We start from the raw sequence: 18,693 nt of genomic DNA, 5'->3' as shown, positions 1-18,693 counted from the left end.
CACAGCCAAAATTGATTGGAATGAATTCCAATAGCGTGGACGTCCGAAGTGAACGGAACTTTCGGTAGTCACCCGGGCCGGACCGCTCAATCCACCTTCTTCTCGCCCGCCTCGCCGGCCTTGACGATATCTCCCGTAGTGAACAGGATTTCCTTCAGTTCCGCGCGCCAGTCCTGCTTCTGACGCAGCAGGAATTCGAGGTCCATGCCGAAATGCTTGAACTCCTCGCCTTGCGCGTTCTTCATGATGGCGCGGGCCTGCGGGTCCTTCTCCACCGACATGCGCTGTTCATACCAGGAGATCGCTTCCGCTTCCTCGATCAGCGAGGTGATCATGCGGGCGAAGGTTCGCACCTCCTGCGACAATTCTTCGGGCGGTTCGTGGTACTGGTCGAAACCCATGTGGTCGTCCTCCCTCAATGGCTCGCAATGCGAGCAGGCACCGGCCGTGCCATGAATGCATGAGAGGTGCAGCAGGTTCCGGATCGCACCCACAATTCAGGACGATGAGAGGAATAAGCTATCTCACGAGACCGGCGCCGCCCCGCCCTGTTCGGTGCGGCGCGCGATGAATTCATCGAGCACAGCCGACGTGGCAATGGCCGTCGCCGGCGGCTCGAAATCGGCGAGGATGCGCTTCCAGATACCGGTGGCGCGTTCGGTTGCGGTCTTGGAACCGGCCTGCGTCCAGTTGCCGAAATTCGACCAGTCGGCCACCAGCGGCTCGTAGAAAGCGGTGCGGTAGCGCGCCATGGTGTGACCTGCCGAGAAGAAATGGCCGCCGGGCTGCACTTCGGCGATCGCCTCGAAGCCGATGGCATCGTCGTCGCCGGGCGTGGCGGCGCACAGTTCAGCCACCGTCTGCAACGCCTCGATGTCGGTGACCAGCTTTTCGAAGGAAACGCTCAGCCCCCCCTCCAGCCAGCCGGCGGCATGGATGCACACGGTGGCGCCTGCCAGCACCGAGCCCCACAGCGCAAACTGCGTCTCATGCGCCGCCTGCGCATCGGAGATGTTGGCCGCGCTGCCGCCGCCCGAACGCCACGGCAGGCCGGTGAAGCGCGCCAGTTGGCCGGCTCCGAGCGTCGCCTTGATATGCTCCGGCGTGCCGAAGGCCGGCGCGCCCGATTTCATGTCGACATTGGAGGAGAAGGAGCCGTAGACGACAGGAGCGCCCGGCCGCACGATCTGCGCCAGCGTCAACCCGGCCAGCGCCTCGGCATGCTGCAGCGTCAGCGCGCCGGCCACCGTGATCGGGGCCATCGCACCCGCCAGGCAGAAGGGCGTGATGATCAGGACCTGGCCCGCCCTGGCGAAGTCGATGATGCCTTGCGCCATCGGGATGTCGAGCTGGCGCGGCGAATTGGTGTTGATGACGGTGTAGCAATGGGCGCCCGAGCGGAACTCGTCCTCGGACAGCCCGCGCGCCAACCTGATCATGTCGAAACTATCGTCGACCTGCGGGGTGCCGCGCGCGAAGATGAAGGGAAGCTTGTCCGACAGGGTCAGTTGCGCCCGGTTGACGGCGTAGTGGCGAAAACGGTTGTCGATGTCCTGCGGCTCGACGCAAGGTCCCAGCATGTGCAGCACGTCGAAATGCTGCACCAGCTTGATGAACTCCTCGAAGGCCGCCAGTGTGCCTGGTCGGCGGCCGCGTTCGAGGTCAGTGACGTTCGGCGCGCCGCACCCTGCCAGGAAGGTCATCGACCCGAGTTCCAGCGTCAGATCGCGGGAGCGGTCACCGGCATGGGTCTGGATCGATTTTGGCGCCGAGGCCAGTGCGGCCGCCACGATGTCGCGGCCGATCCGCACCATGTCGGTTTCGGGGTCGATCAGAGCGCCGGCGCGAGCGAGCAGGTCGCGCGCCTGCGGCAGCAGAACCTTGATGCCCAGCTCTTCCAGCACGCGCAGCGCCGTGTCGTGGATCGAAGCGACGTGGTCGTCCGAAAAGATTGGCTGCGGCAGGAATGGGTTCTTCAGAGAGCGGTAATTGGGCCGGCGGCTGCTCTCGCTGCCGGCCTCGCCGATGCGTCCTCGCCGGCGCTCGCGCCTGCCTTCGCGTGCCGCGTCATCGATCATCCGGAAACCTCCTCATTGCCGCATCGCCTTGCCCAAGGGATCGTAGGGCGAAGCCGGAATGACACGCGCCGGCCGCTCGGTGCCGACAATGTGCACGCAAAGCGCCGTTCCTTCCTCGGCAAAATCGTCATCCACCAACGCCAGCGCGACGCTCTTGCCGATCGTGTAGCCAAAGCCGCCGGAGGTGACGAAGCCGACGCGCCGAGCGCCGTGCCAGACCGGCTCGAAGCCGCTGGCGTCCGCGTCGATGGCATCGACTTCCAGCGTCACGATCCGTCGTGCAACACCGGCCTTGCGTTCCTTCAGCGCCGCCTCGCGGCCAATGAAATCGCCCTTGTCGAAAGCAATGAAGCGGTCGAGCCCTGTCTGGCCGGGCGTGTAGCCTTGCGTGAATTCACGCGACCAGATGCCGAAGCTCTTTTCCAGCCGAAGCGCGTTGAGTGCGTAATAGCCAATCTCGGCGAGGCCGAGATCCTCGCCGGCGGCAAGCAGCGTTTCGCGCAATGTGGCATGCATGGCGGCCGGGCAGTTGATCTCGAAGCCGAGTTCGCCGGCGATGGAGAGGCGAGCCATCCTTGCCCGCACCATGCCGATGTCGAATTCGCCGCATGCGATGAATGGCAAGGCTTTGGCGGAGATGTCCTGGTGCGTCGTGCGCTCGACGATCTTTCTGGCATTGGGGCCGGTGACCAGAAAGCCCGACATCGCATCTGAAATATCGGTGACGCAAACGCCTTCAGCCATATGCGCTTCGAACCAGCGCATGTGGAATTCGCGCAGATAGTAGGAGCCCATCAGCCAGTAGTCGCCATTGCCCCAGTTGAAGACGGTGAGATCGCCCTTCAGCCGCCCGTCCGGCCCGAGCATCGGCGCCAGCCTCGCCTGTCCCGCCTTCGGCAGCCTGCAGGCCAGCAGCCTGTCGAGCCAAGCCTCCGCGCCCGGTCCCGAGGTCGCGTAGCGCGCATAGGCCGAGATATCGATGAGGCCGGCGGCGCGCCGGACTTGCAGCGCCTCGTCACCGACGATGTCGAAGGCGTTGGAACGCCTGAGCGTCGTCTCCTCGCGGAATCCCATCGGCGCGAAATAGGCGGGGATTTCCAGCCCCCAGGAGGCCGTCCATTCGCAGCCCGCCGCACTCATGCCGTCATAGGCGCCGGGGCGTTTCAGCGGCCGGCCCGCAGGCAGCCGTTCGTTGGGAAAGGTCATGACGAAACGACGAGAATAAAACTGTCGCGTCGTCTGCCTGAGATATTCCCGGTTTGCGGCGAAGGCGCCGTAGCGGGCGATGTCCATGCCGAAAATGTCGGCCTGCGGCTCGCCGTAAATCATCCACTCGGCCAGCGACTTGCCGACGCCGCCGCCCTGGCTGAAGCCGGCCATGACGCCGCAGGCGACCCAGTAATTCTTCAGGCCGCGGACCGGCCCGACGATCGGATTGCCGTCCGGGGTGAAGGTGAAGGCGCCGTTGACCCATTTGCGGATGCCTGCCGTCGCCAGGCAAGGGAAGCGCTCATGCGCCTTGGCAAGTTCCGGGCCGATGCGGTCGATGTCTTCGGGGATGAGCTCGATGCCGTAATCCCACGGCGCGCCGTCCATGTTCCAGTGCTTCGGGTTCTGCTCGTAGACGCCGAGCAGCACGCCCTTGCGCTCCTGCCGCAGATAGGAAAAGCCGTCGAGATCGACGGCCAGGCCGATCTCCTTGTCGAGGGCAGCGACTTCCGGAATGTCCTCGGTGACGAAATAATGGTGCTCCATCGGCGTCACCGGCAGTTCAACCCCGGCCATGCGGCCGAGTTGCTTGGCCCACAACCCGCCGGCATTCACGACATGCTCGGCGGTGATGGTGCGTTGCTCTGTGACGACATCCCAATGGCCGTCGGCGCGCGCCTTCAGCTCGACCACGCGGTTGCGCAGGATCACGTCGGCGCCGCGCTTCTTGGCGGCACCGACATACGCATGCGTCGTGCCGTAAGGGTCGAGATGGCCCTCGTTGGAATCGTATAGGCCGCCAAGCACGCCGGTGACGTCGACGATCGGGCAGATCGCCATGATCTCGTCAGGCGTCACCAGCCGGGCGGTCTCGATGCCGACCGACTGGAATACCGCCCAGGCCGATTTCAGCCACTCCCAGCGCGCCGGATCGCTGGCGATGTTGACGCCGCCAGTCATGTGCAGCCCGACGTCCTGGCCGGATTCGGCCTCGATCTCGCGGTAAAGGTTGATGGTGTAATCCTGCAGCGCGGCGACATTGGGGTCGGCATTGAGCGCGTGGAACCCCGCCGCCGCATGCCAAGTCGACCCCGCCGTCAGTTCGGCGCGCTCGATCAGCGCCACATCCGACCAGCCGAACCGCGCCAGGTGATAGAGCACCGAAGCGCCCACCACTCCTCCCCCGATGACGACTGCGCGGTAGTGAGACTTCAAGGCTTCCCTCCTCCACGGACTGTTCGAAACCGGAACCATATACGTACTGTACATGAGTGTCTAGTACTACGAACAGCTCCTGGACGCTGTCGAACCTGTGTCGGAACGATCGATTTTTTGGCGCGGCCGCACTTCCCCAGCAGCGTCGCGGCGGGCCGACGCGAATGCGTCACCAACTGTCATGCAAGCATCATGTTCGCGCCTTAGACCGCTTGCCGAGGGCACAAGCGGCCCTCCAGGGCGGCAGCCTCGCCGCCGCCAGGCAACCTCAGAATTCCGCCGTCCCGGCGCTTTGTCATCAAGGGGATTCCATGACGCATCTACGCTCATTCTCGTTGCGGCTGCTGGTCGCCGCGCTGGCGGCCTCGGCCGTTTCGCTGCCCGCCTTCGCCGACAGCTCGGCCAGCGTCGGCGGCGCCAGTTTCGTCAACAAGGGGCTGGTGGGGGTTGGCCGCATCCCGGCCGGCCAGCGCGACAGGTTCGGCGAGACCTTCGGCTCCGGCTCCGGCATGTCGATCGACACCGCGGGCTGGACGCATGATGCCGGCACCTACAGAGGCTCGCTGTGGCTGCTGCCCGACCGCGGTTATAACGTCGTCGGTACCACCGACTACCGGCCGCGCCTCAACACGATCAACATCGAGTTCGCCCCGGTGGCGCCAGGTGCCGCGCCCGCGGCCGGCCAGGAGCAGACCGGCGTCAAGGCGACGCTCGCCGACACCATGCTCCTGACCGACGACAAGGGCGCCGACGCCAGCGGTCTCGACCCGCTGAACGGCGTGCGTCCCGCCGCCGGCGACATGCCTGTCCTGCCGCAGGCCGACAATGGCAAGCTCGCGCTCGACAACGAGGCGATCGTGCGGCTGCCCGACGGCACCATGCTCGTCTCCGACGAATACGGTCCCGACATCTACCGCTTCTCCGCCGACGGCCGTCTGATGTCGGCGACCCAGCCTCCGGCCGCGCTCGTGCCGATGCGCCACGGCACGGCCAATTTTGCTTCCGACAATCCGGGCCCAGGTGCTGCCGAACCCGACCCAAAGGATCCCGAAACCGGCCGCCAGAACAATCAGGGCCTCGAAGGCATGGCAATGACGCCGGACGGCAAGTTCGTAATCGCGGTCTTGCAGTCGGCGACCCGGCAGGACGGCGGCGATTCGGCCTCGACGCGCCAGAACACCAGGGCGCTGATCTATGACGCCTCCGATCTTGCCCATCTCAAGCTGGCACATGAATATGTCGTGCCGCTGCCGGTGTTCAAGGACGCCAAGGGCAAGACCAAGGTGGCTGCGCAAAGCGAGATCGTGGCGCTGTCGGATACCGCTTTCCTGATGCTGGCGCGCGACAGCGGCAACGGCCAGGGCCTGAAGGGCGAGGAGTCGCTGTATCGCAAGATCGACATTGTCGACCTTTCCGGCGCGACCGACATCGCCGGCGGTGCCTTCGATGCCGCCGACAAGCCGGTGGCGCCCAAGGGCGTGCTCGATCCGTCGGTGACGCCGGCAAGGCTGACGCCGTTCATCGACATCAACGACAAGGCCGAGCTTGCCCGCTTCGGCCTGCACAATGGCGCGCCCAATGACAAGGACAACCTCTCGGAAAAGTGGGAAGCGATGTCGCTGGCGAGCGTGCTCGATCCGAAGCTGCCCGACGACTATTTCCTGTTCGTCGCCAACGACAACGATTTCCTCGCCCAGGACGGTTTCCAGGTCGGCGCGCCCTACAAGGCCGAGGACGGCGCCGATGTCGACACCATGTTCCTTGTCTATCAGGTCACGCTTCCCGGCCTCGCCAGGAAGTAAGCATCTTGCAGCAGGCGCCGCCTGGCGCCTCCTGCCCGACAAGCTTGATCGGATGCACGACGGCGTGCCTTGCCCGCCGTCGCTCCTTTCGCAAGGGTGCATCCCGGTCGGGCCTGCGGTATCCTGCGTGCCGGACTCAAAAGAACCAGCTTTGCCGGATGCCCGCCATGGATGAAAAGATGCCCGCGCGCCGGCGCACCGGTGACCTGACCAGCGGCCCCATTCCGCGCACGCTCCTGCTGTTCGCCCTGCCGGTGCTCGGCTCCAACGTGCTGCAATCGCTCAACGGCTCGGTCAACGCTGTCTGGGTCGGCCGCTTCCTCGGCGAATCCGCGCTTACCGCCACCTCGAATGCCAATCTGGTGCTGTTCCTCATCCTCGGCACGGTATTCGGCATCGGCATGGCGGCCACCATACTGGTGGCGCAATCGGTCGGCGCCCGCGATCTCCCCGAGGCACGCCGCATCGTCGGCACCAGCGCCACCTTCTTTTTCTTCGTCTCGGTGCTGTTCGCCGTCTGCGGCTGGATCTGGGTCGACACCATTCTGGGCGCGCTCGGCACACCGCCCGACGCCTTGCCGCTGGCGCGCTCCTATTTGCGCATCATCTTCGTCGCCGTGCCGATGATGAACCTTCTGTCCTTTGTCATGACGGTGCTGCGCGGCGCCGGCGATTCGCGCACGCCGTTCTTTTTCATGGCGCTCGCCGTCGTGCTCGACATCATCTTGAACCCACTGCTCATCCGCGGCATCGGGCCGTTCCCCGAGCTCGGCATCGCCGGCTCGGCGACCTCGACGCTTGTCGGCCAGACAGTGAGCGTCATTGCCATCCTGATCGTGCTCTATGTCCGCAAGCATCCGCTGCGTCTGGCCGGCGCCAATCTGGCGCTGCTGCGGCCGGACCCCGCCTTGCTGCGCGTCGTCGTCTTCAAGGGCGTTCCGATGGGTTTGCAGATGATCGTGATTTCGGCCGCGGCCCTGACGGTGATGGGCATCGTCAATTCCTACGGTTCGCAGGTGGCCGCCGCCTACGGCATCGCCGCGCAGTTATGGACCTACATCCAGATGCCCGCGCTCGCCATCGGCGCGGCCGTGTCCTCGATGGCGGCGCAGAACGTCGGCGCCGGCCGCTGGGACCGCATCAGCCGCATCGCAGCGTCAGGCGTCGGCTTCAACCTGGTGCTGACCGGTGCTCTCGTGGCACTTCTATGGGTCTTCGATCGCTCGATCCTCAGCCTGTTCCTGAGCCGCGACAGCGCGGCGATAGACATCGCCGCTCACATCAACAACGTCGCGTCCTGGTCGTTCATCCTGTTCGGCGTCACCATCGTGCTGTTCGCCACCGTGCGCGCCACGGGCGCCGTGATGCCGCCGCTGGTCATCCTGGTGATCTCGGTACTGGTCGTGCGCACCGGCTTTGCCTATTTCATGCGGGATGTGATCGGCGAGGAGGCGCTGTGGTGGAGTTTCCCCGCCGGCTCGATCACCTCCCTGCTGCTGGCCGCGGCCTACTACCGTCTCGGCGGCTGGCGCACCCTGCACATGATCGAGAACCGGCCGGCCGCCGGCGAGCCGCCCGACACCGGGCTCGGCGTGCCGCGCCAGCGCGCGCATTTTTCCCCAGAGACGCCGAACGGCTGAAGCTGGCCGCTCTCAAGGCCTGTTTTTCAACCCAAAGCCCAGCGCGACCAGCGCAAACACGATGATCATGCCGGCGAACGCCAGGCTGGCCGCGATGGGGCTGGCATAGGTCGAGATGATGCCAATGCCGATGACGGGCAAGGCATTGCCGATAAAGCAGCAGATGAAGAAGCTGGATACCACTTCGGCGCGGCGATCCTCCGGTGCGATCTCGTTCACCACCTGCAGGCTGCCACGATAGCCGAGTGCGGCCGTCACGCCGCAGCAGGCGGTGGCGGCGATCATCAGCGCCATCGACGCCAGCATCTGCGCCGCCACCACCATGAGGATGCTGGGAATCATCAACGCCAGCGCGGTCAGCATGGCCTTGCCGCTCTGCATTTGCTTCAGCGCTACGATGCTGAGCGCGGTGACGATCGCCAATTCGAAGAACAGCGCACCGGCGACAGCATGGTTCGTCTCATGCAGTTGCTGCGCCAGGATGCTTGGCGCCACCGCGGCATAGAAGCCGACCAGCGCCATGGCGCCGAAACCGGTCACCGCCGGCGCGACGAAGCGCGCGCGGATTTCATCCGGCACGGCAAAGTGCGGCCGCATGGAAATCTGCCCGAGGCCGCCAGGCTCCGCCACCGTTTCGCGTGTACGCCAGACCAGGATGAAGACGAATACAAGCGCCGCCAGATAAACGATGAAGACCAGGCGCAAGGGCCACGGTTCATACTGCGCCAACAGTCCCGAAACGAGTGCGCCGAAACCGAGGCCCAGGAAATTGGTGCTGGTAGCAATGACGCTGGCGCGCGCCTTGTCAGCGCCGGGGAGAAGCTCGGCGATCCATGCCGTTCCGGTCCCCGCGCCGACACCGATGCCAAGCCCGCTCAGGACGCGCGCCACATCGAGCAGAACGACATTGTTGGCGAACAGAAAGACAAGCGCGCTGGCGACGGCGACGATCATGGCCGCGAGAGCGGCAGGCCGGCGCCCAACGACATCCGACGCGCCGCCCAACATCAGCAGGGCGCCGAGATTGCCGACGACATAGACCGCGTAGACCAGCGTCAGCGTGATCTGTGAAAAGCCGAATTGCTGCTTGTAGATGATGTACAGCGGCGTCAGCACCGTGCTGCCGGCAAACAGAACGGCGATCATTGTGGCAACCACCGGAATTGCGAGAGCCTCGCCGCCTGCTTCGTTGCGCGTATGCGCCAAGTCACGAATGGCCATGGCCAAACCTCTTCATCGGTTCAGGGATCGCGACCTTAACGCGCCCTTACTCCCGACGTTCCGGCCGGCCGGCGGGCTCCTGACAGCATGACGGACGTTGCCCCGAAACCCGCCGCCTGAACAGGCCCGAATCGGAGCCGATGGTTCCGATCCGTCACGACATCCTGTCGTGTGACCCCGCTAAAATCCGCTATTTGCAGGAGAAACCCGGTGCGATCTTGCACTTCCCGGGACGCGGTTTGTGCGGCGGGCGATGGTGCGGAGGACGGTGCGGCCGATGCTGCCAGTGCGGCGGACGATGCGGCGGGCGCACGATGATCACTGGCGGGCGAACGACATGGGCCCGCGAGAGATAGCCGGAACTGGCCCAGCCGCTGAGGCCGCCGCCATGGATTCTGCACCAACCCGGCTGGCAGCCGGTGACGTTCACCCTGTAGCCGACTGGCAGCGTCCCCACCTTGGCATATCCCGCCCCGGGCCCGGAGCGCACGTTGAGGTTGGTGGTGGTGTGGGCGCTGTAGGCGAACGCGGCGGCCGACGTGCCGAGGATGGCGGCCAGAATGGTCGCGAGGCAGAGCAGAAATCGAAATCTCATCAGTCACTCCATTCGATCGCTCGGCCTTATGTGATTCAGCCGAGGCTGTCTTCGATGGAGGACTGTGGCAAGAAAAGTCAACAATTTGCCACAGCAAACCATTGCCGCGAGCCGGCCTGGCGGGAGAGTTTCCCCTGATATAGTTGAGAAATTCCCCGGATGGCGTTTATCGGCCTGACAACATCAGCTAACGATTTACCATCTTCAACGATCGACACCGGACATAGGGCGCAAATCATGGGCAAAGGCAGGGTCGAGGCATTCACCGACGGCGTCGTGGCCATCATCATCACCATCATGGTGCTTGAACTGAAGGTGCCGCACGGCGAGGATCTCTCGGCCTTGCTGCCGCTATGGCCGATCTTCTTCAGCTACGTGCTGTCCTTCATCAACGTCGGCCTTTACTGGAACAATTTGCACAATATGTTCCACACCGTGCAGCGGGTCGACGGCCGCGTGTTGTGGGCGAACCTCAATCTCCTGTTCTGGCTGTCGCTGATGCCGGTGACGACGGCCTTCATGGGCGAAAACCATTTCGCGCCGGTGCCGGTCGCCGTCTACGGCGCCGATCTTGCGCTGTGCGCCATCGCCTACTTCATTCTCGTCGTGACGCTTCACCGATTGCACGGCAACGATACGGCCTTTGCCAGGGCGATCGGCAACGACCGCAAGGGCAAGATCTCGCTTGTCGCCTATCTCTGCGCCATCCCGCTGACCTTCATCAGCCAGTGGATCGGCGTCGCGATCTATGTACTGGTTGCCCTGGTCTGGCTTGTGCCGGACCGGCGTTTCGCACGCGTGATCGAAAAATAGGGATCTATTCGCGCATCGCTTTCAGCTTCTCGGCCACCGACGCGGCAAGATCGGCGTAGCGCTCTTCCAGCCGTTCCGCCGCCTTGATGACCGCAAAGTCATGGCCGAACTTTTCCAGCGCCATGCGCAGCTTCTCGACGAAATCCGCCTGTTTTTCCAAGGCGGAAAACAGCGTCTTCACCTGTGCTTCGTTGATCTCGGGGTTTGCCAGCATCTGCGGCACTTCGCGGTTCATCTGATCGCCGATGGTGGTCTGCTGCTTCAGGATTTCGATCCAGTCCGTCAATCGGGAAATCTCCTTTTTGCGAGGCACCATGCGCAGTCTCGGCTGGACCGGTCAACCCGGCCCAGCAGGCTGCTGAAGCGCAGCCAGGCGCGTGGAGGCTTGCGCCAGCCCGCTCCGGCGCTAAGTTCGGCGCCATCGCAAGAAGGAATCCGCCGCCCATGCTGACCGACGCAGAACTCCAGACCGCTTTGCCCGCGCTTGGTTCGGGCAATGCCGCAGTCATTACCGGCGCTGCCAGCGGCATTGGTCTTGCCGCCGCGAAGCGGCTGGCTCTCATGGGCATGAAGATCGTGCTTGCCGATGTCGCCGGCCCGCGTCTTGAGGATGCGGCCCGTATTGTGTCCGCGATCGCCGGCGACGATGCCGTGCTGGCCGTCGCCGCCGATGTTTCGAAGGCACAAGACGTGGATCGTCTCGCCGAAAGAGCCTTTGGCGCCTTCGGCAATGTGTCGCTGCTGATGAACAATGCTGGTGTCGGCAACAACCCGGGTAAGCCGTGGGAGAACCGCGACGCTTGGAAGCAGCTGCTGGACATCAATTTCTGGGGTGTCGTGCATGGCGTCGAAGCCTTCGTGCCCCGCATGCTGGCGGCCCGCCAGCCGGGCCTGATCGTCAACACCGGCTCCAAGCAAGGCATCACCACGCCGCCTGGAAACCTTGCCTACAACGTCTCCAAGGCCGGCGTGAAGACCTTTACCGAGGGACTGGCGCATGCCCTGCGCAACGAACCGGGTGCCCATCTGTCGGCGCATCTGCTGATCCCGGGCTTCACCTATACCGGCCTGACCGAGGGTGCGACCGAGAAGCCGGCCGACGCCTGGACCGGCGAACAGGTCATTGATTTCATGCTGGAATCCCTGACAAAGCGCGACTTCTACATCCTGTGCCCTGACAACGAGGTGACGCGTCCGCTGGATGAGAAACGCATGGCCTGGGCGATCGGCGACATCATCGAAAACCGCCCTGCTCTGTCGCGCTGGCACCCCGACCACAAGGATGCCTTCGCGGCATTCATGAAGCAATGAGCATGTCCGAAAAATGAGAGCCGGTGTTCGGATCGGGTCGCATTCGAGCAACGACGGAACCCTTGGGGGTTAACCGGTTTCAGCCGGTGCTTCGAGCCACCTGCTTTTTCGGTTTGCTCTTTGACGCCACGGCTTTCTTGGCAGCTACGGCCGCGATTTTCTCGTCATGCCGCTTCGCTGCCCGCTCGCATTTGGCACGGATCTCCTGGACCTCGGCTTCGGTCAGATGCTCGATACCGATGAAGGTGTTCTTGGCTTCGCTGACCCGGATCAACTCGTCCAGTTTGGCCTGGATTGCCGCGCCGTCTCGATTCTGGGTGTTTTGGATGAGAAACACCATCAGGAAGGTGATGATCGTCGTCCCGGTGTTGATCACCAGTTGCCAAGTGTCCGAGAAGGCGAAGAGTGGGCCGCTTACTGCCCAGATGATGACGATCAGGCAGCAGAGTGCGAATGTCGGCGACAGCCCCGCAAGGTGGGCTACCCGGTTGGCGATTTTGGTGAAGAGCTTCTCGATCATGGGGTCCCTCAAACAGCACCGCGCCGTGCGGTACGCCGGAAGGAACAACCGGCGGCCATATCGGGTTCCCATCGGAAAGAAATACAACCGCCGCAATCGAATGCACGCATCAAGGGAATCGGAAGGACAACACACTTTATCGGTTTGGTGTCACAGTAACGGTGCAGGCAAAACAGCCTGTTCCTTCCGCTTCACAGCGGTTTACCTCCAGCCCCTTCCGTTGCGCCACCCCCGCATGACGGAAGGGGTTCAGTCCGGAGCGCTCACACAGTGGTTCCCTGAAGCGCGCCTTTGGCGCAAATGCGCGTGCTCTTCAGCCGCGCCGGCGTCACTCACGCGGCGTGATTTTCCCAGCGATCCAGGAAGGTCTCGATGGTCATGGCCTGCATGTCGGGAACGGCGCTGGCGAGCTTTTCGACCGGCCAGTCCCACCAGGCGAGAGCCTCGATCCGCGCCGCGATATCGGCTGTGAAGCGCGGCCGAAGCGGCTTGGCCGGCACACCGGCGACGATCGTATAGGGCGGCACGTCATGCGTGACGACGGCATTGGCGCCGACGACGGCGCCATTGCCGATGGTGAGGCCGGGCATGATCACGGCCCCGTGGCCGATCCACACGTCATGGCCGATGCTCACCGCCTTCGCCTGGCGCCGTTCGCGGAAGACGGCATCGACGCCCAGCCAGCGGAAATATTCGTTGGGCCGGTAGCTGACCTTGTGCTGGGTCAGTCGCTCGATCGGATGATCCAGCGCATTGATGCGGCTGTTGGCGGCAATCGAGCAGAATTTGCCGATGTTCGTGTAGATCGCCTCGGCGTGCCGCTCGAAATAGGAAAAATCGCCGACGCTCACTTCGCGCAGCACCACCCGCTCGCCGATCGAGGCGTAGCGACCGAGCTTGCATGCTTTCAACTCCGCCGTCGGATGGATACGCGGCTCAGGATCTTTCAGCACGAGATTTTCGGAACGGTCCATGCGGGCGGCTTTACGTCAGGGCAATAGCTCCCGCAAGTCGGGAGCAATTGTCGGCCACGTCAATTGCACGAAAGAACCGGATCCATCTATTTCGGTTTGCCCTTGGTCCACACCACGTTCTGGCCATAGAGCGGCACGGTGGTGACCGACATTTTGGCCGAGCCGTTCTGCACCTGGCGCGAATGCGAGAGGTAGATCAGCGTCTCGTTGGCCTTGTCGTAGATGCGGTTCACCACCTGCTTCTTCCAGATCAGGCTGATGCCTTGCTTGAACACCTCCTCGCCGCCTTCGCTCATGTCGATGTCGCCGATGGTAATCGGACCGGTCTGGCGGCACGAAATCGAGGAATCGGAAGGATCCTCGAACCAGTTGCCCTTGTGCAGACGGTCGATGATGCCGCGGTCGAAATAGGACACGTGGCAGGTGACGCCGTCCACCTTTGGGTCCTTGATCGCTTCGACGATGATGTCGTTGCCGAGCCAGTCGACGCCGACCTTGCCGACTTCATCGGCGACTGCGGCACCGGCGCCAAGGACAAGGCACGCGGCCAGAGCGCCGCCGATCAGATTTCGCCCAATCAGTCGTTGCAAGACAGCCTCCTGCGCTTCGAGTTGCCGGTCACAGGTGGGGCGAGCAGTCCGGCTTTGCAAGCAGGTACGTTGACAGGATATACGGTTGCGGCAACGCGGCACTTTGCGCGGGTTTGACCAAGGCACTATGATCATGCTTGGTGAATCTGAAACATCCTGGGTTTGAGCCCGACGTTACAGAGCCCCCAATTTCGTAACTAGCAGGCCAAAATGTATAAAGACGCTTCACCATTAATGCGCTTCATCCTCATTGGCATCCTCGTGCTGATGGCGGTGGGGATAGGCGCGATGACGGTCAAGTCGTATTTGCCCCTCTATGGCGGCGAACCCTACGGTGCCGCCTTTACACTGGTCGACCAGAAAGGCGCGCCGATCACCGAGGCCGCCTTCCGGGGCCACCCCAGCGTCGTCTTCTTCGGCTTCACCCATTGCCCAGAGGTCTGCCCGACCACGCTGTTCGAACTGTCCGGCTGGCTGAAGACGCTTGGCGACGACGGCAAGAACCTGCATGCCTATTTCGTCTCGGTCGATCCGGAGCGCGACACCCCCGCGGTCATGAACGCCTATGTCAGCAATTTCTCTGACCGCATCACCGGCATATCGGGCGACCCGGACAAGGTCCACGCCATGGCGAAGTCCTTCGGCATCTACTGGAAGAAGGTCGACACCGGCGACGGCGACTACACGATGGACCATACCGCCTCGGTGCTGCTGCTCAACGGCAAGGGCGATTTCGCCGGCACGATCGCCTATGGCGAAAGCGCCGACACCGCCGTGGAAAAGCTCAAACGCCTCGCGGCCAAGGGCTGATGCGAAATTCATGACCCAGACGCGGCTCCATTTCACCGCCGGCAAGATCGAATCCACCAGAATTTTCGCCGCCCTCGATGCCGCCTTCGAGGACGAAGGCTTGCCAATCGCCGTGCTGGAGGTCGATGAGGACGCGGACATTCATGAAGTCTCTCTCTATGCCGACGGCGATGTCGATGCGGTCGAGGCGCGGGTGAAGGACGTTCTGGCAGGGCTAGCCCTGTCCAGGCCGGTCGAGCGCGAGACCTTGCCCGATATCGACTGGGTGGCGCGCTCGCTGGAAGGGCTGAAACCGGTGCGTGCCGGCCGTTTCTTCGTGCATGGCGCGCACGACCGCCGCAAACGCCACAGTGGCGAGCTTGCCATCGAGATCGAAGCGGGGCTGGCCTTCGGCACCGGCCATCACGGCACCACCGCCGGTTGCCTGGAAATGCTGGAAAAGGTGACGCGGCGCGAGCGGCCGCGCAACGCGCTCGACCTCGGCACCGGCAGCGCGGTGCTGGCCATCGCTGTGGCCAAGCTCTTCCATATTCCCGTGCTGGCGACCGACATCGATCCGGTGGCGGTAAGCGTTGCCGCCGCCAATGCGCGGCTCAACCACGTAAAGGCGCTGGTGGAGACGGTGACCGCGCCCGGATTCCACCATCCGATCTTTGCCAGGCGTGCGCCTTTCGACCTGATCGTCGCCAACATATTGGCGCGGCCGCTGATGCGGCTTGCGCCGGAAATGGCGCGACACATCAGCCTCGGCGGCTCGCTGGTGCTGTCAGGCATCCTCGACCGGCAGCGCGACGCGGTGATCTCCGCCTATGTCGGCCAGAGCTTTCGCCATGTCAGAACGCTGCACCGCGAAGGCTGGGTGACGATCCATCTCAAACGGTGACGCGGCCCCGTCTGGCCCTGCTGAAATCGATTCCGGTTTCCAGCTCCATGCGCTACGGTCGGGCACTATCCGAGGGAGACGCCACCATGTTCCAGACCTTTGATTCCGCTGGCAATCCGGCCGTCGGCAGACCGCGCGTGGCGCTGCTGCGCCAATGGCTGGCGGAAAACGGCCTGGATGGATTTGTCGTTCCCCGCGCCGACGAGCATCAGGGCGAATATGTCGCCGACCGCTCGGCGCGGCTAAAATGGCTGACCGGCTTCAGCGGCTCCGCCGGCGTTGCCATCATCCTGCGCGACCGCGCCTTCATCTTCGTCGACGGACGCTACACGCTGCAGGTGCGCGGCGAGGTTGATCTCGGTATCTTCTCGATCGAGAGCCTGGTCGACAATCCGCCTGCAAATTGGCTCAAGGATAACCTCGGCAAGGGCGCGCGGCTCGGCTTCGACCCCTGGCTGCACACGATCGGCGAGGTCAAGGCGCTGCGGGCCTCGGCCGAAAAGACCGGCGCCGTGCTGGTGCCGCTCGAGGCGAACCCGATCGACATAATCTGGAAGGATCAGCCGGATGCACCGGTCGCTCCTGTCGAACTCCATCCCATCGGTTTTGCCGGCGAGCTCGCCAAGGACAAGCTGGCGCGGCTGGCGGCGGCGATCGGCCAGGAGGGCGCCACCCATGCGGTGCTGACGGATCCCTCCTCGATTGCCTGGGCCTTCAACATCCGTGGCGGCGACGTACCGCACACGCCGCTGGCGCTCGGCTTCGCTGTCCTCGCTGCCGACGGACGGCACCGGCTATTCATGGACAGCCGAAAATTCTCGCGCCAGGTTGCGGCGTATGTCACCCAGCTTGCCGAGCCCCATGAGCCCGGTGAATTCGAGGCCGCGGTCGTGGCGCTGGCCAAGAGCGGCGCGAAAATCGCGCTAGACCCCGTTTTGGCCGCCTACAGGCTGCGCATGCTGGTCGAGGACAATGGCGGCGAGGTGATTGCCGCTCCCGACCCGGCCCGCATCCCGCGCGCCACCAAGAACCAGGCCGAGATCAACGGCTCGCGCGCCGCGCATCGGCGCGATGGCGCGGCGGTGGCGAAGCTTTTGTGCTGGCTCGACCGCCAGAAGCCCGGCTCGCTCGACGAGATCGCGGTCGTCACCCGGCTGGAAGAGACGCGCCGGCAGACCGGCGAGGAAACGCAAATGCCGCTGCGCGACGTCTCCTTCGACACCATTTCGGGCGCCGGCCCGAATGGCGCCATCATGCACTACCGCGTCTCACGCGCCACCAGCCGCAAGCTCCAGGCCGGCGAGCTGTTCCTGCTCGATTCCGGCGCCCAATATCAGGACGGCACCACCGACATCACCCGCACCATGCCGATCGGCCAGCCGACCGAGGAAATGCGCGAACGCTTCACGCTCGTGCTGAAAGGCATGATCGGCATTTCCACGCTGCGTTTCCCCGCCGGCACGCGCGGCTCGGAAATCGACGCCGTCGCCCGCATGGCGCTGTGGAAGCACGGCTGCGACTTCGCCCACGGCACCGGCCATGGCGTCGGCTCTTATCTGGCGGTGCACGAAGGCCCGCAACGCATCGCCCGCACGGGCACCGAAAAGCTGCTCGAAGGCATGATGCTGTCCAACGAGCCGGGCTATTACAAGGAAGGTTCTTACGGCATCCGCATCGAGAACCTCATCTTGGTGACGCCGGCCGAGCAGATCGACGGCGGCGACATCGCCATGCACGGTTTCGAGACGCTGACCCTGGCGCCGATCGATGTCAGGCTGGTGCGCTCGGATTTGTTGACCCGCGACGAGCTGCATTGGCTCGACACCTACCACGCCCGCGTGCTGGCCGAGATCGGCCCGATGCTCGACGGCGAGACGCTGGCCTGGCTGGAAAAGGCAACGGCGCCGTTACCGCATGGCGCTAAGATTTGAGTGCGTCTAAGGCGGCGCCAGCGTTCGAACGATCGCGCCCGGAACTCTACCCCACGAACTGCCGCGCCAGGATCAGCATCGCCGCACCAGCCAAAAACATCGCCATCAGCCCGCCGCGCAGCGAAACCATGGCGGTGACAACCAATGCCGCCCATTCCGCCGGTCCGGCATTCAACAGTTCCGGCGCCACCAATGTCGTCAGCACCGCCGCCGGCACCGCGTTGAGGCCGGCCTCGACGCGCGGATGGATATTGTCGAAGCGCGAGATGACCAGATGCCCGCCGATCCGCGTAAGATAAGTGGCGATCGCGCCGGCGATGATGATCCAGAACGTCGTGCTCATGGCCGTGCCTTCACGCCTGAGTGGTGGGGCGGCAGGATGACGGCCAGCAGCATGCCGGCGATGGCGCCGATCGAGACGTGCCAGGGCGAACCTACCGTCTTGTAGGCGACGATCGAGGCGCAAGCACTGGCGACGACCACCGGCAGCCACAACGGCCGCTTGCGGAAGCCCATCACCAGGCCAAGGAAATAGATCGGCAGCAGGAAATCGATGCCCAGCGCATGCGTGTCGGGGATGAGCTTGCCGAACACCGCGCCGAGCGCGCTTTCGATCACCCAGAATACATAGACCGGCAGGCCGAGCCCGAGATACCAGGCGAAGCCGACCGTCTCGCCGGATTGCGCCCTCGCCTCGGCGACGGCGAATTGCGGATCGGTGAGGATGAAGAAGCCGAGCGCTTGGCTGACCACGGGCCAGTGCGCTATGCGCCGGCCGATACCGGCCGAATAGAGCACGTGGCGAAAATTGACGGCGAAGATCGACAGCACGATCAGCCACGGCGCGACATGCTGGCCGAACAGCTCGATGCCGACCATCTGGCTGGCGCCGCCGAAGATCATCGCACTCATCAGGAAGGCTTCGAACACCGATAAGCCATTGTCGACGGCCAGCGCCCCGAACAGCACCCCGAACGGCGCCGACGCCACAACGACCGGCATGGAAAGCCGCACGCCTTGCCAGAAATCGCCCTTTGCGCCGTTCTCGGAAATTGCATCCGACACCATGGATAACTCCCAGGAGAATGGCCTGATCTAGGT

Annotated in this window: 18 protein-coding genes; 7 read left to right on the top strand and 11 right to left on the bottom strand. The window is 64.0% G+C overall.

Annotation, left to right across the window (positions count from 1 at the left end; translation table 11 throughout):
- Nucleotides 1-86: 86 nt before the first annotated feature.
- From FJ959_RS16615 to FJ959_RS16605, 3 genes are all read right to left on the bottom strand, one after another.
- The gene (locus tag FJ959_RS16615; protein WP_140495272.1) at nt 87-401 is read right to left on the bottom strand and encodes a hypothetical protein; all 315 of its coding nucleotides are present in this window, start codon (nt 399-401) and stop codon (nt 87-89) included.
- 123 nt (nt 402-524) lie between these two features.
- Nucleotides 525-2,078, bottom strand: a complete 1,554-nt coding sequence (locus tag FJ959_RS16610; RefSeq protein WP_140579998.1) for a trimethylamine methyltransferase family protein — start codon at nt 2,076-2,078, stop codon at nt 525-527.
- Between the two features lie 12 nt (nt 2,079-2,090).
- Nucleotides 2,091-4,502 carry an FAD-dependent oxidoreductase gene (locus tag FJ959_RS16605; RefSeq protein WP_140557557.1) on the bottom strand — a complete coding sequence of 804 codons (2,412 nt, stop codon included), beginning with the start codon at nt 4,500-4,502 and terminating at the stop codon, nt 2,091-2,093.
- Between the two features lie 311 nt (nt 4,503-4,813).
- Between FJ959_RS16605 and FJ959_RS16600 the strand changes: the two genes are divergently transcribed.
- Nucleotides 4,814-6,304 (top strand): esterase-like activity of phytase family protein, encoded by a 1,491-nt coding sequence (locus tag FJ959_RS16600; protein WP_140557555.1) that lies wholly within the window; start codon nt 4,814-4,816, stop codon nt 6,302-6,304.
- Nucleotides 6,305-6,471: 167 nt separating this feature from the next.
- The gene (locus tag FJ959_RS16595; protein WP_140579999.1) at nt 6,472-7,944 is read left to right on the top strand and encodes an MATE family efflux transporter; all 1,473 of its coding nucleotides are present in this window, start codon (nt 6,472-6,474) and stop codon (nt 7,942-7,944) included.
- 12 nt (nt 7,945-7,956) lie between these two features.
- On the opposite strand, the gene FJ959_RS16590 is transcribed toward FJ959_RS16595, so the two are convergent.
- Both FJ959_RS16590 and FJ959_RS16585 read right to left on the bottom strand, forming a co-directional pair.
- Nucleotides 7,957-9,165 (bottom strand): MFS transporter, encoded by a 1,209-nt coding sequence (locus tag FJ959_RS16590; RefSeq protein ID WP_140557553.1) that lies wholly within the window; start codon nt 9,163-9,165, stop codon nt 7,957-7,959.
- A gap of 190 nt (nt 9,166-9,355) precedes the next feature.
- Complete coding sequence (locus FJ959_RS16585; RefSeq protein ID WP_140557552.1) at nt 9,356-9,760, bottom strand: SH3 domain-containing protein; 405 nt, start codon at nt 9,758-9,760, stop codon at nt 9,356-9,358.
- Nucleotides 9,761-9,997: 237 nt separating this feature from the next.
- Between FJ959_RS16585 and FJ959_RS16580 the strand changes: the two genes are divergently transcribed.
- Nucleotides 9,998-10,573, top strand: a complete 576-nt coding sequence (locus FJ959_RS16580) for a TMEM175 family protein (RefSeq protein WP_140495258.1) — start codon at nt 9,998-10,000, stop codon at nt 10,571-10,573.
- A gap of 4 nt (nt 10,574-10,577) precedes the next feature.
- On the opposite strand, the gene FJ959_RS16575 is transcribed toward FJ959_RS16580, so the two are convergent.
- Nucleotides 10,578-10,859 (bottom strand): hypothetical protein, encoded by a 282-nt coding sequence (locus tag FJ959_RS16575; protein WP_140557550.1) that lies wholly within the window; start codon nt 10,857-10,859, stop codon nt 10,578-10,580.
- A gap of 158 nt (nt 10,860-11,017) precedes the next feature.
- Here FJ959_RS16575 and FJ959_RS16570 point away from each other — a divergent pair, with 158 nt between their 5' ends.
- A complete protein-coding gene (locus FJ959_RS16570) occupies nt 11,018-11,884 on the top strand; it encodes an SDR family NAD(P)-dependent oxidoreductase (protein ID WP_140557548.1) in 867 nt (288 codons plus the stop codon).
- Nucleotides 11,885-11,963: 79 nt separating this feature from the next.
- Here the strand turns inward: FJ959_RS16570 and FJ959_RS16565 are convergent, their stop codons facing one another.
- From FJ959_RS16565 to FJ959_RS16555, 3 genes are all read right to left on the bottom strand, one after another.
- Entirely contained in the window at nt 11,964-12,404 is a 441-nt protein-coding gene (locus tag FJ959_RS16565) for a low affinity iron permease family protein (protein ID WP_181165307.1), read from the bottom strand.
- A gap of 332 nt (nt 12,405-12,736) precedes the next feature.
- Nucleotides 12,737-13,378: a DapH/DapD/GlmU-related protein gene (locus FJ959_RS16560; protein ID WP_140630938.1), complete on the bottom strand. Its 642-nt coding sequence runs from the start codon at nt 13,376-13,378 to the stop codon at nt 12,737-12,739.
- A gap of 86 nt (nt 13,379-13,464) precedes the next feature.
- Complete coding sequence (locus tag FJ959_RS16555) at nt 13,465-13,968, bottom strand: CreA family protein (protein ID WP_140630936.1); 504 nt, start codon at nt 13,966-13,968, stop codon at nt 13,465-13,467.
- Between the two features lie 210 nt (nt 13,969-14,178).
- Between FJ959_RS16555 and FJ959_RS16550 the strand changes: the two genes are divergently transcribed.
- From FJ959_RS16550 to FJ959_RS16540, 3 genes are all read left to right on the top strand, one after another.
- The gene (locus FJ959_RS16550; RefSeq protein ID WP_140630933.1) at nt 14,179-14,778 is read left to right on the top strand and encodes an SCO family protein; all 600 of its coding nucleotides are present in this window, start codon (nt 14,179-14,181) and stop codon (nt 14,776-14,778) included.
- Between the two features lie 10 nt (nt 14,779-14,788).
- Complete coding sequence (locus FJ959_RS16545) at nt 14,789-15,661, top strand: 50S ribosomal protein L11 methyltransferase (RefSeq protein ID WP_140630930.1); 873 nt, start codon at nt 14,789-14,791, stop codon at nt 15,659-15,661.
- An 86-nt stretch (nt 15,662-15,747) separates the two neighbouring features.
- Nucleotides 15,748-17,592: an aminopeptidase P family protein gene (locus FJ959_RS16540; protein ID WP_140630927.1), complete on the top strand. Its 1,845-nt coding sequence runs from the start codon at nt 15,748-15,750 to the stop codon at nt 17,590-17,592.
- A gap of 46 nt (nt 17,593-17,638) precedes the next feature.
- On the opposite strand, the gene FJ959_RS16535 is transcribed toward FJ959_RS16540, so the two are convergent.
- Together FJ959_RS16535 and FJ959_RS16530 are read right to left on the bottom strand one after the other, a co-directional pair.
- The gene (locus FJ959_RS16535) at nt 17,639-17,935 is read right to left on the bottom strand and encodes an AzlD family protein (protein ID WP_140521204.1); all 297 of its coding nucleotides are present in this window, start codon (nt 17,933-17,935) and stop codon (nt 17,639-17,641) included.
- Entirely contained in the window at nt 17,932-18,660 is a 729-nt protein-coding gene (locus FJ959_RS16530; protein ID WP_140630924.1) for an AzlC family ABC transporter permease, read from the bottom strand. Before FJ959_RS16530 ends, FJ959_RS16535 begins: the two co-directional genes overlap by 4 nt.
- Nucleotides 18,661-18,693 lie beyond the last annotated feature (33 nt).

Origin of the sequence: Mesorhizobium sp. B2-2-4, assembly GCF_006442375.1 — a bacterium.
Classification (GTDB): Bacteria; Pseudomonadota; Alphaproteobacteria; order Rhizobiales; family Rhizobiaceae; genus Mesorhizobium.
This window is presented reverse-complemented; position numbering and strand designations above follow the sequence as displayed.

What these genes read in the sequence shown, in the direction of transcription:
- FJ959_RS16615 (WP_140495272.1), bottom strand. Translation starts at nt 401, where the DNA reads ATGGGTTTCGACCAGTACCACGAACCGCCCGAAGAATTGTCGCAGGAG.
- FJ959_RS16560 (WP_140630938.1), bottom strand. Translation starts at nt 13,378, where the DNA reads ATGGACCGTTCCGAAAATCTCGTGCTGAAAGATCCTGAGCCGCGTATC.
- FJ959_RS16540 (WP_140630927.1), top strand. Translation starts at nt 15,748, where the DNA reads ATGTTCCAGACCTTTGATTCCGCTGGCAATCCGGCCGTCGGCAGACCG.
- FJ959_RS16610 (WP_140579998.1), bottom strand. Translation starts at nt 2,078, where the DNA reads ATGATCGATGACGCGGCACGCGAAGGCAGGCGCGAGCGCCGGCGAGGA.
- FJ959_RS16600 (WP_140557555.1), top strand. Translation starts at nt 4,814, where the DNA reads ATGACGCATCTACGCTCATTCTCGTTGCGGCTGCTGGTCGCCGCGCTG.
- FJ959_RS16595 (WP_140579999.1), top strand. Translation starts at nt 6,472, where the DNA reads ATGGATGAAAAGATGCCCGCGCGCCGGCGCACCGGTGACCTGACCAGC.
- FJ959_RS16530 (WP_140630924.1), bottom strand. Translation starts at nt 18,660, where the DNA reads ATGGTGTCGGATGCAATTTCCGAGAACGGCGCAAAGGGCGATTTCTGG.
- FJ959_RS16580 (WP_140495258.1), top strand. Translation starts at nt 9,998, where the DNA reads ATGGGCAAAGGCAGGGTCGAGGCATTCACCGACGGCGTCGTGGCCATC.
- FJ959_RS16550 (WP_140630933.1), top strand. Translation starts at nt 14,179, where the DNA reads ATGTATAAAGACGCTTCACCATTAATGCGCTTCATCCTCATTGGCATC.
- FJ959_RS16565 (WP_181165307.1), bottom strand. Translation starts at nt 12,404, where the DNA reads ATGATCGAGAAGCTCTTCACCAAAATCGCCAACCGGGTAGCCCACCTT.
- FJ959_RS16535 (WP_140521204.1), bottom strand. Translation starts at nt 17,935, where the DNA reads ATGAGCACGACGTTCTGGATCATCATCGCCGGCGCGATCGCCACTTAT.
- FJ959_RS16590 (WP_140557553.1), bottom strand. Translation starts at nt 9,165, where the DNA reads ATGGCCATTCGTGACTTGGCGCATACGCGCAACGAAGCAGGCGGCGAG.
- FJ959_RS16545 (WP_140630930.1), top strand. Translation starts at nt 14,789, where the DNA reads ATGACCCAGACGCGGCTCCATTTCACCGCCGGCAAGATCGAATCCACC.
- FJ959_RS16585 (WP_140557552.1), bottom strand. Translation starts at nt 9,760, where the DNA reads ATGAGATTTCGATTTCTGCTCTGCCTCGCGACCATTCTGGCCGCCATC.
- FJ959_RS16570 (WP_140557548.1), top strand. Translation starts at nt 11,018, where the DNA reads ATGCTGACCGACGCAGAACTCCAGACCGCTTTGCCCGCGCTTGGTTCG.